The organism is Acidovorax sp. (assembly GCF_016783915.1).
GTDB lineage: Bacteria > Pseudomonadota > Gammaproteobacteria > Burkholderiales > Burkholderiaceae_C > Acidovorax.
In genome coordinates this window covers 1-13,717 of sequence record NZ_JADHVT010000126.1, presented here as the reverse complement: position 1 = coordinate 13,717, position 13,717 = coordinate 1, and the positions used below count along the sequence as shown (strand labels likewise).

The following is a 13,717-nucleotide window of genomic DNA, read 5'->3' as shown; positions in this document are numbered from 1 at the left end:
AGCTCGCCCATGGCCTGCTGCACCTGGGCATCGCCGTACTGGTCCAGCAGGTCATGCAGGCGGCGCTCGCCAAGGTCCAGCGCGGCCAGCTGGCCGTTCAGGTCGCCCCACAGGCTGTCGGGCAGGCGGGTGTTGGCCTTCAGGATGGCCAGCACGTCGTCGTCGAACACGCCGCCGCGCACGATGCGCACGGGCGGAATCTGCACCGCCTCTTGCCAGCACTCGGTGGCAGCCGGGTTGTAGTTGCCGGGCACGTTGCCGCCCACGTCGTGCCAGTGCGCGGCAGATGCCAGGAAGCAGAACAGCTGGCCGTTGCGGAAGAATGGGCGCACCAGCTTGAAGTCGTTGGCGTGGGTGCCGCCCTCGTAGGGGTCGTTGAACAGCCAGGTGTCTCCCGCCGTGATGCCGCCGCGCTCGCCCGCCGCCCGCATGGCCGCGCGCACGGCAAAGGCCATGGCACCCACAAACACGGGCAGGCCGGACTTGCCCTGCACCAGCGTGTCGCCCGTGGTGGCGTCGTACAGGCCGTGGCAGGCGTCGTGCGCCTCGGCAATGATGGGGTTGAACGCGCTGCGGTACAGCGTGGCATCCATCTCGTCGGCGATCTGCTCCAGGCGGCCGCGCAAGACGGCCAGGGTGACCGGGTCCATAGCGGGCGGTGCGGTGGTGGTGTTGTGTTCAGCCATTGAGGGCCTCCTTGCCAAAGCGGGTGCGCAGCTGGTTCAGCAGACCGCCGGCGCGCACCATGTCCATGAGAAACGGGGGAATCGGGTCGCAGGCCAGCACACGGCCCTGGGGGGTGATGACGGCGGGCGCCTGCCAGTCGAGCGTGACGGCATCGCCGTCACCCAGCGCACCCAGTGCATCGGCCTCGGCGCAGGTCAACAGCAGCAGGCCCAGGTTGAAGGCGTTGCGAAAGTAGAGACCGCTGAACGACGGCGCGATGACCGCGACGATGCCCAGCCGCACCAGCACGGCGGCCGCCTGCTCGCGCGAGGAGCCAATGCCGAAGTTGGGGCCAGCCACGATCACATCGCCCTTGCGCACACCGCCCACGAAATCGGGCCGCACCGATTCGAGGCAGTGGCGCGCCAGCACGTCCAGGCCGTGCTTCATGGCATGGCCGGGGGCGAGTACATCCGTGTCGATGTCAGCGCCCAGTTTCCAGACCCTGTGGGTGTTTTTCATACCAGTACCTCGCGGGGGTCGGTGATGCAACCGCGCACGGCCGATGCCGCCACGGTGTAGGGCGATGCCAGATACACCTGCGCGGTGACCGAGCCCATGCGGCCCTTGAAGTTGCGGGCGGTGCTGGAGATGACGGTGGTGTTGTCTCCTACCGTGTCGCCATAGCCTGCGCAGGCACCGCAAGTGGTAGGGAACAGTTCGGCCCCCGCGTCCTGCAGCACCTGCAGCACGCCCTCGTCGCGTGCAGCGGCCTGGTCCTGCTGGCTGGCAGGGGCCACCATCAGGCGCACTCCACTGGCCACGCGTTTGCCACGCAGCACCGAGGCGGCAGCGCGCAGGTCGTCCAGCTTGGCGCCCGTGCAGGCGCCGATGTAGGCAACGTCGATGCCCTGCCCTGCGTGCTGTGCCACGGGGGCGGCGTTGGCCGGGCTGTGGGGCGCGGCGACCTGCGGCGTGAGCGTGGTGGCGTCGAAGGTGTGGCGCGTGAGGGCTGCGCCTTCGTCCGTGCGCCAGGCATCCAGCCCCTGCAGGTCTGCGTCGGGCACACCCGCCGCCCGCAACCACTCGCGTGTGGTGGCGTCGGGGGCAATCAGCCCGGCCTGGGCGCCCAGCTCGGCGCTCATGTTCGAGAGCGTCATGCGCTCTTGCATGCCCAGCGCCTGCACGGCGGGGCCGGCAAACTCCACGGCCTGGTACTGGCCGCCGTTCATGCCAAAGCGGCCAATCATGTGCAGCATCATGTCTTTGGCCGTCACGCCCTGGGCCAGCTGTCCGCTCCAATGCATCTGCAGGGTGTGGGGCACGCGCAGCCAGATTTCGCCGGTCACCACCACGCCCAGCATTTCGGTGCTGCCGATGCCAAACATGTAGGCACCGAATGCACCGCCTGTGGGCGAATGCGAGTCGCCGCCCACGCAGAACATGCCGGGGCGGATATGTCCGTGCTGGGGCACCACAACATGGCAGATGCCCTGGCCGTCATACACATGGGGCAAAGCCTGCTCGCGCGCCCAGTCGCGGGCGATGCGCACGATGCGGCGGGATTCGTCGTCGCGCTCGGGCAGGTAGTGGTCCATGACAAGGACCACGCGCGATTTGTCCCAGATCTGCGCGCCCAGTTCGTCGAGCATGGGCTTGAGGCGCCGGGGGCCGGACGAGTCGTGGAACATGGCGAGATCCACCCGGCAGTTCACGATTTCACCGGGTGTGACGCTGGCGCGGCCGCTGGCGCGGGCCACCAGCTTCTGGGCCAGGGTGCTGGCCACAACATCAGGGGTGGCGGTCATTCGGGTTTGGCTCCGGCAAACTTCACCACCTTGGCCCAGCGCGGGATTTCAGCCTGCACAAAGCGCGCAAACTCGTCCGGGCTGTTGCCCACGGGCACGGCACCCTCCAGCTCCAGGCGCTTTTTCACGTCGGGGGTGGCAATGGCCTGGCGTGCGGCATCGCTCAGGCGCTTGGCCAGCTCGGGGTTCATCTGCCCCGGGCCAAACAGGCCAAACCAGGCGCTGGATTCGTAGCCCGGCAGCACCTCAGCAATCGCAGGCACATCCGGAAAGGCGGGCAGGCGCTTGGCACTGGTCACGCCCAACGCCTTGAGCTTGCCCGCGCGGATCTGCGCCTGTGCATTGCCCACGGCGGCGAACATCAGGTCGACCTGCCCGGCCAGCACATCCTGCAACGCTGGCGCAGTGCCCCGGTACGGAATGTTGACGATGTAGGCGCCCGACTGCATCTTGAAGGCATCGCCCGCCAGATGCAGCGATGAACCCACCGCGCCAATCGCAAAGTTGAGCTTGCCAGGCTTGGCCTTGGCCAGTGCGATCAGCTCACGCACATCTTTGGCAGGCAGCGTGGGGTGGGCCACCAGCACCGAGGGCGAGGTGGCCACACAGGTCAGCGGGGTGAAGTCCTTGACAGGGTCGAACGGCAGCGAGGGGTAAAGGCTGGCGTTGATGGCATGGCTGGTGAAGCTCATGAGCAGCGTGTTGCCATCGGGTGCGGCTTTGGCCACCGCGTCGGCGGCAATGTTGCCGCCCGCACCGGGCCGGTTCTCGACGATCACGGTGCGGCCCAGCAGGCGGCCCATTTCGATGGACAGGGTGCGCGCCAGGGTGTCGGTGGAGCCGCCGGCCGGGGCGCCGACCAGGATGCGGATGGGCGCGGACTGGGCAAAGGCCCGCCCGCCCATCAGCACGGCCGGCACAGGGGCAAGCGCTTGGAGGATTCTGCGGCGTTGGATCATGGTGTGGTGTCTCCTTCTTCAGTCACAGCGCAGGCATCACCGTGCCTTGGGTCAAACGGGATGGCATGGGCGAGGAGCATGGGATTCAAAGGCCCAGATAGGCGCGGCGCAGGTCGTCGCTGCGCAGCAGTTCGTCGGGCGCGCCGGAAAAGCGAATGCTGCCGTTTTCCATCACGTAGGCACGGTCCGCAATCTCCAGCGACTGGCCCACGTTCTGCTCGACCAGCAACACCGCCAGCCCGGTGGCACGCAGCTGGCGAATCAGGCCGAACATCTCCTCGACCAGCAGGGGCGACAGGCCCAAAGATGGCTCATCCAGGATCAGCAGACGGGGTTCGGCCATCAGGCCCCGGCCAATGGCCAGCATCTGCTGCTCGCCGCCGCTCATGGTGCCCGCGAGCTGGGTGGTGCGCTCCTTCAGGCGCGGAAAGGTGGCAAACACCTTGTCAATGTTGTCGGCCCGGCGCTCCCGCGCGCGGGTGAAGCTGCCCAGCGAGAGGTTTTCGAGCACGCTGAGGTTCGGGAAAATCTTGCGCCCTTCGGGCACCTGGATCAGCCCGGCCTTGACGACCTCGGTGTAGTGCGCGCCGCTCAGGTCCGCGCCGCCAAAAGCGACAGTACCGTCCCAGGCCTTGTAAATGCCACACACGACGTTGTTGAAGGTGGATTTGCCCGCGCCGTTGCTGCCCAGCAGGGCCACGGTCTCGCCGGGCTGGACCTGCAGGTCCACACCCCGCAGGACCTCGACGCGGCCGTAGCCGCCGCGCAAGCCCGCCACGCTGAGCAAGGGGCTGGATGCAGACGATGGGACGGCGCTGCTCATGCGGCCTCCTTCGCGGCAGCGGCACGCAGGCGCGCCGCCGTGCCGTGGCCCAGGTAGGCCTCAATCACGCGCTCGTCGGACGTCACCGCGCCCGGGCTACCCTCGGCAATCAACTGGCCCTGCGCCAGCACCCACACATGCTCGGCCAGGTTCATCACGGCCTGCATCACGTGCTCGATCATCAACACGGTCACGCCACCATCGGCGATGCCGCGCACCACGGGAATCATCTCGGCAATCTCCTGGGGGTTGAGGCCCGCCAGCACTTCATCGAGCAGCAGCAGGCGCGGTTGTGTCGCCAGCGCGCGCGCCAGCTCCAGCCGCTTGCGGCCCGCCACCGTGAGGTCGGCTGCGGGCTTGTCCAGCTGGGGCGAAAGGCCCACGTGGGCGGCCACGTCGCTCGCCAATGCCAGCGCCGCGCGGCGGTTGGGCTCCTTCAGGTGCGCGCCCACGGCAATGTTTTCACGCACGGTTTGTGCCGCAAACGGCTGCACGATCTGGAAGGTGCGCGTCATGCCCAGCCGGGCATTGAGGTGGGGCGCCTGGGCGGTGATGTCCTGGCCTGCGAAGCGCACCGTTCCTGCATCGGGCCGCACGAAGCCCGACATCAGGGCAAACAGCGTAGTCTTGCCTGCGCCATTGGGGCCGATCAGCGCCGTTAACGAACCTTCTGGCACCGCCAGGCTCACGTTTTGCACGGCTTTCAGGCCGCCGAAGGATTTGCTCAGGCCACTGAGCTGCAACAGGTCATTGGCCATGGCGGCCTCCCGAACGTTTCCACACCGCCACCACCGACTGCCCAATGCCTGCGATACCACGCGGCAGGAACATCACGATGAGTACCAGCACCACGCCGTAGATCACCATGTTGATGCCCGGCAGCTGTCCGAACAGGTTGCGCGTGATGTCGGCCAGGATGTGCAGCACCAGGGCGCCCAGCACGGGCCCCCAAACGGTGCCGATGCCGCCCACGATGGCGGCCACCAGGGCCTCTACCGACGTGACGGAGCCGTAGGCAATGCCCGGGTCGATGTACTGGAACACCTGCACATAAAACGCACCGGCTGCGCCCATGAAACCGCCAGACAGTGCGATGGCGCCCATCTTCACGTTGAAAGGATTCACGCCAATGGCGCGCGCCGCGTCTTCGTTGTCGCGCACGGCCTGCAGCCAGGCGCCAAAACGCGAGTTCTTGAGCCACCAGCTCACCAGCAGCGCCAGCGTGACCAGCGCCAGGATGAGAAACACATAGCCCTTGCGCGATCCGAACTGCATGTTGCCCAGCGACTCCTTGAGCGGCAGCATCAGGCCCACACCCGCCCCGGTGAACGGCACCGACAGCGCCAGGATGCGGAACACCTCGGCAAAGGCCAGCGTGACCAGCGCAAAGTACGAACCCTTGAGCCCGTAGCGGAACGACAGCCCGCCCACGAACAACCCCACCAGCGCACTGCCCGCCACGGCCATGGGCAAGGCCACCCAGGGGTTGATGCCGCCTTGCATCTGCGCAATGGCCTGTATGTAGGCGCCCGTGCCAAAGAACAGTGCATGGCCAAACGAGAACTGCCCGCCAAAGCCGCCCAGAATGTTCCAGGCCTGGGCCAGCAAGGCAGCGTAGAGCGCCGTCATCACGAAGTTGAGCAGCACGCCGGAGTCCGACACGCCCGTCACGGCCGCCACGATGGCCGCGAACACTCCAATGGTCCAGAGTTGCTTCATGCCTTGGCTCCAAACAAGCCCTGCGGGCGGAACAGCAACACCGCGATGAAGATGGCAAAGATGCCGATCTGCCCCAGGGATTCGCCCAGATACAGGCCGCCCAGCGACTCCACCACCCCAATCAGCAGCCCTCCCACCAGCGCGCCAGAAAAACTGCCCATGCCGCCCAGCACCACGATGGTGAAAGCCACCAGCACAAAGCCGCTGCCCACCTGCGGATTCACGTAGTAAGCCGGTAGCAGAAAACACGCGGCCGCCCCCAGGCAAGCCAGGCCGATGCCAAAGCTCATCGCGTACACGTGGTCCACGTTGATGCCCATGAGCTTGGCGCCATGCTTTTCCTTGGCCACAGCACGGATGGCGCGGCCCAGGTCGGTCTTGCCGACGATCCACAGCAATACGCCCGACACCACCAGCGCCCCGGCAAAGGCCACCAGCTTCGGGAGCGCAATCATGGCGGGGCCTACAGCGACGGTGGTCAGCGTGTAGGCCGTTTCGATGGTGCGCGTATCGGACTTGAAGAACAGCAGGGCGAGGTTCTCCATCACGATGGAGATGCCCAACGTGACCAGCAGGATGTTCTCGTCCTTACCGTGGCTGGCGCGGTTGATCACCAGGCGCTGCAGGCCATAGCCCAGGGCGAACATGCCAGGCACCAGGATGGGCAGCGCCAGGTAGGGGTCGAGCCCGAAGTGCTGCTTGAGCAGGTACACGGCATACAGCGCCAGCATCAGCGACGCGCCATGCGCGAAGTTGATGATGTGCAGCACGCCGTAGATCAGCGTGAGCCCGAGCGCGATCAGGGCATAGACCGCGCCCGTCGTCAGGCCGTTCAGGAGGGAGGGAAAGAGGATGCTGAGCTCGAACATGGGTGTGGAGTCCGGCGTTCAGGCAAAGGCGCGGCCTGGCGCTCCCCGTGGGAGCGCCCCGCAACCCCTGCATTCAGGGCCGAAAAGTGGTGGATGTCAGGCCTTCAGCGGGAAGAGCGGGTCCGCTTCGCGGTAGTCACGCGGGATGATGACCTTGATGTCCTTGTTCAGCACCTGGGTCATGAGCGGCTGGGCACCCTGGTTCTGTCCATTGACGAATTTGGTCGGGCCGTACGGCATGATGTGATCGGCAAAGGTGCTCTTTTCCAGTGCGTCGATGAGGGCGGCACGGTCCATTGACTTGGCGCGCTCCAGCGCATCGGCCAGCAACCACATCGAGGTGTAGGTCATGAACAGCTCGTAGCTGAAGAACAGGCCCTTGGCCTCGACCCGCTTCTTCAGGTCCTGCGCGCGCTTGTCCTTGGGATTGAACCAGTGGTTGCAGTCGATGATGCCGTTGGCAGCGTCCGGAAACTCCTTAACGAACTTGTAGCTCGACGCCGCCCCACCCAACACCGAGTAGATCGCCTTGGGCGTGACCTTTTGCTGCTGCATGGTGCGCACCAGCAATGCGTATTCGTTGTAATAGTTGGCGGGGATGACGATGTCGGGATTGATCGCCTTCATGCGCAGCACGATGTTGTTGAAGTCGCGCGTGGGGTTGGCGTGTTTGACGACTTCCTTGATCTCGTAGCCGTAGCCGGGCAGCTCACGTGCCAGCAGCTGTGCGGTGCCGGTTCCGAACAGCGACTCCTCGTGGATGATCATCACCGTCTTGGCAGGCTTGCCTGCTGCCGTGTTGAGCACATGCAGGTTGGCCACGGCGGTTTCAGCGCACTTCTTGTAGCCGGGGCCAAAGCGGAAGGTGTTCTTCAGGCCACGCTCCACGATCTGGTCGGCCACGCCCACATCCACGATGTGCGGCAGGTTGTACTTGGCGGCGGCCTGCGTAGTGGCCAGGCAGATGGCCGAGGCAAACGCCCCCACCACGGCCGACACGCCCGCTTCATTCATCTTCTCCACTTCGGCTGCGCCGGCTTGGGGCTGAGACTGCGCGTCGCCCAGCAGGGCTTCCAGCTTGGCGCCGCCCAGAGCCTTGATGCCGCCGGCCTTGTTGATGTCTTCGATGGCCATCATTGCGCCTTCGCGGCACTGCTGGCCCGAATAGGCCAGTGCGCCGGTCACAGGGTGCAGCACCCCCACCTTGACGGACTTGGCCTGCGCCCCGCCCACCAATGGGAAGGCCAGCGCCGACGCGGCGGCGGCCGACTGGGACATGAAATGGCGGCGAGTACTCATGGGCATTCTCCTGGCAGGTGGGTGGGGTTGAGGTTGGGGGATTGATTCAGTGGAACTGGGCCGACAGCTCTTTGCTGACCCAGACCTTGGCGTCGATGCTGCCCACGCGGGACAGCTGCATTTCATATTCGTAGCGGTCCGGCCGGTACAGGCCGTGGAGCCATTGCACTGGGCGCTCCTGGTCGTCATAGATCAATCGGCGCACCGCCAGCAGGGCCGAGCCCACCGAGACATCGAGGTGCCGAGCCACAACGGCGTCGGCCAGCTTGGCCGAGATGGTCTGGTGGGCGCGGCCCACCTTCACCCCCGACTCTTCGAGCAGCACCAGGATGGGTTTGCGTGCCAGCTCACGCCGACCGAACTGGCGGGCGATATCGGCAGGCACATAGGTGGTGATATGGGACAGCGGCCCCTCTTTGGTGCTGCGCACCCGGACCGCCTTTTGCACCGCGTCGCCCACCGCAATGTTCAGCGCGCCGGCCACCGCACGGGACGCAGTGACCGTGTCCACATCCAGCACCTTGACGGAGGTGCGCAGGCCCATGCTGACCAGGTTCTCCAGCAGGCCGGTGAGATGCGCGCGACTGTTTTCGCCCTCGCCACCTGTGCCGTTGGCAATGGATGGGGCGGGTGGCACAGGGCGGGTGCCCCGGCCGGGCTCGCGGGAGATCATGCCCTCGCCCTCCAGCAGTTCCAGCGCACGGCGCACCGTCACGCGCGCCACCGCGAACTGCCGCATCAACGCCAGTTCGCCGGGCAGACCGTCGGCAAAGCGGCCCTCCTGCAACTGTTCACGCAGCACCAGATAGATCTGGTGGTACTTGGGGAGCGGCAGGTTGTTGGAAGGCATGGGGGTCATGTTAGGAATAGTTCTAATGTCCTGTCAATAAGACATTTAAGAGCAAAATTTGCCATGTTGCAGACATTTGTGTCGCCGGTGCACACAACCGAGTACATGCAACCACCGTGCCAGCGAGGCCGGATGGGCCCCGCAGCGAAACAAAGCAAGCAGCCTGTATGACGCCATGCGACAAGGCCGCATTGACGCGCCCACAGGCATTGGCTACATTACTAACCAGTCAGTCATTAAAAATACCCGGTTTGTCCCCCACCCCCCTGCCCTCCACTGCCACGACCAGCACCAAACGCGAGCGCCGCAAGGAAGCCCGCCCAGGAGAGCTGCTGGAGGCCGCGCTTGACCTGTTCGTCGAGAAAGGGTTTGCCGCCACCCGGGTGGACGAGGTGGCAGCGCGCGCCGGAGTATCCAAGGGCACGCTGTTTCTGTACTTCCCCAGCAAGGAAGAACTCTTCAAGGCTGTAGTGCGCGAGAACATCGCCGGTCGCTTTGCCGAGTGGAACAGCGAACTGGAGACCTTTGTAGGAACCACCAGCGAGGTCCTGCGTTATTGCTACCAGGTCTGGTGGGAGCGCATCGGGTGCACCAAGGCATCCGGCATCACCAAGCTCATGCTCAGCGAGGCGCAGAACTTCCCCGAGATCGCGCAGTTCTACCAGCACGAAGTCATTCTGCCCGGCCAGGCGCTGATCCGCCGCATCCTGGAGCGTGGCATTGCACGGGGCGAGTTCCGTCCCGTGAACCTCGACTACGCCGTGTACCTGGTGCTCGCACCCATGATCTTTCTCATGATGTGGAAGCACTCGGTGGGCGCCTGCGTGCCCGATGCCCAGGAGCTGACGCCTGAGCAGTACATCGAGACCCAGATCGACAACCTCCTGCACGGTCTGTGTGTGCGCCCCGAAGCGCCTGAAGCTTCGCGCGCAGCGGGCACATTGCCGTCTGACAAGCCGTCCCCTCCCCCTTCTTTCACGCGCTTGCGCACACCCTGACCATGAAACGCTGGATTCCCTGGATGGCCGCAGCCATCGTTGTTGTGCTGCTCGGCGGCGGTGTATGGCGTGCCATGGCGGTGCGGCAGGCGCAGCAGAAGGCTTTGGCCGATGCCTCCACCCAGCGCGCCGAGGCGCCGCTGCAACTGGCAGCCAATGAAGTGCTCACCGTGCAGTCGTCTCAGCTCTCGCTGGGGGTGCCGGTATCAGGCTCCTTGCGCGCCGTGGACTCGGCCATGGTCAAGGCACGCGTGGCAGGCGAACTGCAGGGCCTGACCTTGCGCGAAGGCGACAGCGTCAAGGCGGGCCAGGAAGTGGCTCGTATCGACCCGACCGAAGCCCGCGCACGCCTGCGCCAGGCCCAGCAGCAGGCGGATGCAGCCAAATCGCAGGTGGACATCAACCAGCGCCAGTACAACAACAACCGCGCTCTAGTGGACCAGGGCTTTATCTCTGCCACTGCGCTGGTCACTTCGCAGGCCAGCCTGGAGGCTGCCCAGTCCAGCTACCAGGCCGCCGTGTCGGCCGCCGACGTGGCCCGCAAGGCTTTGGAAGACACCGTGCTCAAAAGCCCCATCAGTGGCCTGGTGGCGCAGCGCCTGGCCCAGCCGGGAGAGCGGGTGCCCATCGACGCTCGCATCATCGAAGTGGTGGACCTCTCCCGCCTGGAACTCGAAGCCCTGCTCACCCCGGCTGACTCGGTCGGCGTGCGTGTGGGCCAGAAGGCCCAGCTCACGGTTGAAGGCGCCCCGGCCCCGGTTCAAGCCACCGTGGTGCGCATCAACCCCAGCGCCCAGGCGGGTAGCCGCACGGTGCCGGTTTATCTGCGGGTGGATCAGGTCCCCAACAACGCCAGCCTGCGTCAGGGCCTGTTTGTACAAGGTCTGCTTGCCACCGGAAGTGCCCAGTCGCTGACTGTGCCGCTGGATTCCGTGCGCACCGACAAACCAGCCCCCTACCTGCAGACGATCAAGGAGGGCCGCGTGGCCTATGCGCCGGTACAGACGGGAGCGCGCGCCGTGGTCAACGGGCAGACCCTGGTCGCGGTGGACGGCGTACCTGTGGGCACGACGGTCATCGCGGGCCGCATGGGTTCACTGCGCGAGGGCACGCCCGTGGCGGCGGCAACCGCTGCGCCGCAACCCGCCCCCGCCGCGTCGCGCACTGCGCCCTGATCGGGCTGACGCGCCATGTGGTTCACCAAAGTAAGTCTCAAGAATCCCGTGTTCGCCACGATGGTGATGCTCGCCATCGTCGTACTGGGCCTGTTCTCGTACCAGCGCCTCAAGGTCGATCAGTTCCCCAACATCGACTTCCCGGTGGTGGTGGTCACCGTGGACTACCCCGGTGCATCGCCTGAAATCGTCGAGAGCGAGGTCACCAAGAAGATCGAGGAAGGCGTCAACTCGATTGCAGGCATCAACGCCCTCACCTCCCGCAGTTACGAGGGCACGGCGGTCGTCATCATCGAGTTCCAGTTGCACATCGACGGCCGCAAGGCCGCCGAGGATGTGCGCGAAAAGGTGGCTACTGTGCGCCCCTTGCTGCGCACCGAAGTCAAGGAGCCACGCGTGCTGCGCTTTGACCCCGCCAGCCGCGCCGTTTGGTCGTTGGCCGTGTTGCCCGACGAAAAATCGGGTCGCAGCGCGGTGGAACTGACCACCTGGGCCGAACAAATTCTGAAGAAGCGCCTGGAAAACGTGCGCGGCGTGGGCGCAGTGAACCTGGTGGGTGCTACCAAGCGCGAAATCAACATCTACCTCAACCCGCAGGCCCTGGAAGCCTTTGGCGTGACCCCCGACCAGGTGGCCAATGCCGTGCGCAACGAGAACCAGGACCTGCCCGTGGGCGCGATCCGCTCGCTGGCGCAGGAGCGCGTGGTGCAGATCGACGCACGCATGGACCGGCCCGAAGACTTCAGCAAGATCATCGTCGCCCGCAAGAACGGTGCGCCCGTGCGCCTTGAACAGGTCGCCCGCGTCAACGACGGCGCGCAGGAAGTGGAAAGCCTGGCGCTCTACAACGGCCAGCGCACCCTGCTGTTGTCGGTGCAAAAGTCGCAGGGCGAGAACACCATCGAAGTGGTCGATGGCCTGAACGCCGCCGTGGTCGAGCTGCGCAACCAGCTGCCCACCGGCGTGCGGCTCGAGACCATCGGCGACAGCGCACGCCCCATCCGCGTGGCGGTGAACAACGTGCGCCAGACACTCATCGAGGGCGCCATCCTCACGGTGCTGATCGTGTTCCTGTTCCTGAACTCCTGGCGCTCCACCGTGATCACCGGGCTGACGCTGCCCATCGCGCTGATCGGCACGTTCCTGTTCATGAACATGTTCGGCTTCACCATCAACATGATCACGCTCATGGCGCTGAGCCTGTGCGTGGGTTTGCTGATCGACGATGCCATCGTGGTGCGCGAGAACATCGTGCGCCACGTGCAGATGGGTAAAGGCGCCTACGCCGCTGCCATGGACGGCACGCAAGAGATTGGTCTGGCGGTGCTGGCCACCACCCTGTCCATCGTGGCGGTGTTCATGCCCATCGGGTTCATGGGCGGCATCATCGGCAAGTTCTTCCACGAGTTCGGCATCACCATCGTCGCGGCGGTGATGATTTCGATGTTCGTGAGCTTCACGCTCGACCCGATGCTGTCGAGCATCTGGCACGACCCCAGCATCCATGCGCACGGCCAGAAGACGGCGCCTGTCACCTTCTACGACAAGACCATTGGCCGAATCACCGGCTGGTTTGACCGCGCCACCGACGCGCTGGCCGAGGGCTATCAACACATCCTGCGCTGGTCGCTGGTGCACAAGCTGGCGACCATGGCAATTGCCCTGGCGGTGTTTGTCCTGAGCGTGGTCATGGTGCCGCTGCTGGGCACCGAGTTTGTGCCCAAGGCCGATTTTTCAGAGACCTCCCTCAATTTCTACACCCCCGTGGGTTCCTCGCTCGAGGCCACCGAGACCAAGGCCAAACAGGTGGAAGGCATCCTGCGCGAGATGCCCGAAGTGCGCTACACGCTGGCCACTATCAACACCGGCAACGCCCAGGGCAAGATGTACGCCAGCATCTACGTGCGCCTGGTGGACCGCAAGGACCGCAGCCGCAGCGTGGACCAGATGTCCGACGTGCTGCGCGAGCGCCTCAAGACCGTGCCTGGCATTACGGTGACCCATGTGGGCCTGCTCGACGCGGTGGGCGGACAGAAGCAGGTGGAGTTCTCGCTGCAGGGCCCCGACCTGCGCGAGCTGGAGCGCCTGACCAAAATCGTCACCGAAAAGATCCGCGACATTCCCGGCCTGGTGGACCTGGACACCAGCGCCAAGCCCGACAAGCCCGTCATTGCGCTGGATGTGAAGCGCGACGTGGCTTCCGACCTGGGCCTGTCGGTGGCGCCCATGGCCGCGTCGCTGCGCACCCTGGTGGCAGGCACCACCGTGGGCAACTGGCGCGCCCCCGATGACCAGACTTACGACGTGAACGTGCGCCTGGCCCCCGAGGCGCGCACTGCCCCGGCAGACCTCGAGCGCCTGCCCTTCGCCCTGACGGCCGCCGATGGCACGACCCGCATCGTGCGCCTGAACCAGGTCGCCAGCGTCACCGAATCCACCGGCGCCAACCAGATCAACCGGCGCGACCTGACCCGCGAAGTGGCGGTGAATGCCAACGTGTCCCAGCGCTCGGCGGGTGAAGTCTCGAATGACATCAAAAAGGCACTGGAGA

At 65.6% G+C, this 13,717-nt stretch carries 13 protein-coding genes; 3 read left to right on the top strand and 10 right to left on the bottom strand.

The genetic code is table 11. The features are described from left to right. The 10 genes from ISS20_RS18860 to ISS20_RS18815 form a co-directional block, all read right to left on the bottom strand. A partial coding sequence (locus ISS20_RS18860; RefSeq protein ID WP_291438492.1) for a hydantoinase B/oxoprolinase family protein occupies window positions 1-686 on the bottom strand: 686 nt, incomplete at its 3' end. Further along, complete coding sequence (locus ISS20_RS18855; RefSeq protein ID WP_291438490.1) at window positions 679-1,188, bottom strand: 3-isopropylmalate dehydratase; 510 nt, start codon at window positions 1,186-1,188, stop codon at window positions 679-681. The genes ISS20_RS18860 and ISS20_RS18855, both read right to left, overlap by 8 nt. Beyond that, window positions 1,185-2,474 carry a 3-isopropylmalate dehydratase large subunit gene (locus tag ISS20_RS18850; protein WP_291438488.1) on the bottom strand — a complete coding sequence of 430 codons (1,290 nt, stop codon included), beginning with the start codon at window positions 2,472-2,474 and terminating at the stop codon, window positions 1,185-1,187. Before ISS20_RS18850 ends, ISS20_RS18855 begins: the two co-directional genes overlap by 4 nt. Further along, window positions 2,471-3,379: a tripartite tricarboxylate transporter substrate binding protein gene (locus ISS20_RS18845; RefSeq protein WP_156379538.1), complete on the bottom strand. Its 909-nt coding sequence runs from the start codon at window positions 3,377-3,379 to the stop codon at window positions 2,471-2,473. The genes ISS20_RS18850 and ISS20_RS18845 overlap by 4 nt, the downstream gene beginning before the upstream one ends. Window positions 3,380-3,518: 139 nt before the next feature. After that, complete coding sequence (locus ISS20_RS18840) at window positions 3,519-4,256, bottom strand: ABC transporter ATP-binding protein (protein ID WP_056062870.1); 738 nt, start codon at window positions 4,254-4,256, stop codon at window positions 3,519-3,521. Beyond that, on the bottom strand, window positions 4,253-5,014 hold the full coding sequence (locus ISS20_RS18835) for an ABC transporter ATP-binding protein (RefSeq protein WP_291438485.1): 762 nt from the start codon (window positions 5,012-5,014) through the stop codon (window positions 4,253-4,255). The genes ISS20_RS18840 and ISS20_RS18835 overlap by 4 nt, the downstream gene beginning before the upstream one ends. Then, the gene (locus tag ISS20_RS18830; RefSeq protein WP_291438483.1) at window positions 5,004-5,975 is read right to left on the bottom strand and encodes a branched-chain amino acid ABC transporter permease; all 972 of its coding nucleotides are present in this window, start codon (window positions 5,973-5,975) and stop codon (window positions 5,004-5,006) included. Before ISS20_RS18830 ends, ISS20_RS18835 begins: the two co-directional genes overlap by 11 nt. Then, window positions 5,972-6,844 (bottom strand): branched-chain amino acid ABC transporter permease, encoded by an 873-nt coding sequence (locus ISS20_RS18825; RefSeq protein WP_056062878.1) that lies wholly within the window; start codon window positions 6,842-6,844, stop codon window positions 5,972-5,974. Before ISS20_RS18825 ends, ISS20_RS18830 begins: the two co-directional genes overlap by 4 nt. 96 nt (window positions 6,845-6,940) lie before the next feature. Next, window positions 6,941-8,143, bottom strand: coding sequence for an ABC transporter substrate-binding protein (locus tag ISS20_RS18820; RefSeq protein ID WP_291438480.1), 1,203 nt, complete (start codon window positions 8,141-8,143; stop codon window positions 6,941-6,943). Window positions 8,144-8,189: 46 nt separating this feature from the next. Then, window positions 8,190-9,002: a GntR family transcriptional regulator gene (locus tag ISS20_RS18815; protein WP_291438478.1), complete on the bottom strand. Its 813-nt coding sequence runs from the start codon at window positions 9,000-9,002 to the stop codon at window positions 8,190-8,192. 242 nt (window positions 9,003-9,244) lie between these two features. Here ISS20_RS18815 and ISS20_RS18810 point away from each other — a divergent pair, with 242 nt between their 5' ends. The 3 genes from ISS20_RS18810 to ISS20_RS18800 form a co-directional block, all read left to right on the top strand. Next, window positions 9,245-9,991, top strand: coding sequence for a TetR/AcrR family transcriptional regulator (locus ISS20_RS18810; protein WP_291438476.1), 747 nt, complete (start codon window positions 9,245-9,247; stop codon window positions 9,989-9,991). Window positions 9,992-9,993: 2 nt separating this feature from the next. After that, window positions 9,994-11,166 carry an efflux RND transporter periplasmic adaptor subunit gene (locus ISS20_RS18805; protein ID WP_291438474.1) on the top strand — a complete coding sequence of 391 codons (1,173 nt, stop codon included), beginning with the start codon at window positions 9,994-9,996 and terminating at the stop codon, window positions 11,164-11,166. A gap of 15 nt (window positions 11,167-11,181) precedes the next feature. Next, a partial coding sequence (locus ISS20_RS18800) for an efflux RND transporter permease subunit (RefSeq protein WP_291438472.1) occupies window positions 11,182-13,717 on the top strand: 2,536 nt, incomplete at its 3' end.

Coding starts and splice junctions, on each gene's coding strand:
- ISS20_RS18855 (WP_291438490.1), bottom strand. CDS start 1,188: ATGAAAAACACCCACAGGGTCTGGAAACTGGGCGCTGACATCGACACG.
- ISS20_RS18850 (WP_291438488.1), bottom strand. CDS start 2,474: ATGACCGCCACCCCTGATGTTGTGGCCAGCACCCTGGCCCAGAAGCTG.
- ISS20_RS18845 (WP_156379538.1), bottom strand. CDS start 3,379: ATGGGCGGGCGGGCCTTTGCCCAGTCCGCGCCCATCCGCATCCTGGTC.
- ISS20_RS18840 (WP_056062870.1), bottom strand. CDS start 4,256: ATGAGCAGCGCCGTCCCATCGTCTGCATCCAGCCCCTTGCTCAGCGTG.
- ISS20_RS18835 (WP_291438485.1), bottom strand. CDS start 5,014: ATGGCCAATGACCTGTTGCAGCTCAGTGGCCTGAGCAAATCCTTCGGC.
- ISS20_RS18830 (WP_291438483.1), bottom strand. CDS start 5,975: ATGAAGCAACTCTGGACCATTGGAGTGTTCGCGGCCATCGTGGCGGCC.
- ISS20_RS18825 (WP_056062878.1), bottom strand. CDS start 6,844: ATGTTCGAGCTCAGCATCCTCTTTCCCTCCCTCCTGAACGGCCTGACG.
- ISS20_RS18820 (WP_291438480.1), bottom strand. CDS start 8,143: ATGAGTACTCGCCGCCATTTCATGTCCCAGTCGGCCGCCGCCGCGTCG.
- ISS20_RS18815 (WP_291438478.1), bottom strand. CDS start 9,002: ATGACCCCCATGCCTTCCAACAACCTGCCGCTCCCCAAGTACCACCAG.
- ISS20_RS18805 (WP_291438474.1), top strand. CDS start 9,994: ATGAAACGCTGGATTCCCTGGATGGCCGCAGCCATCGTTGTTGTGCTG.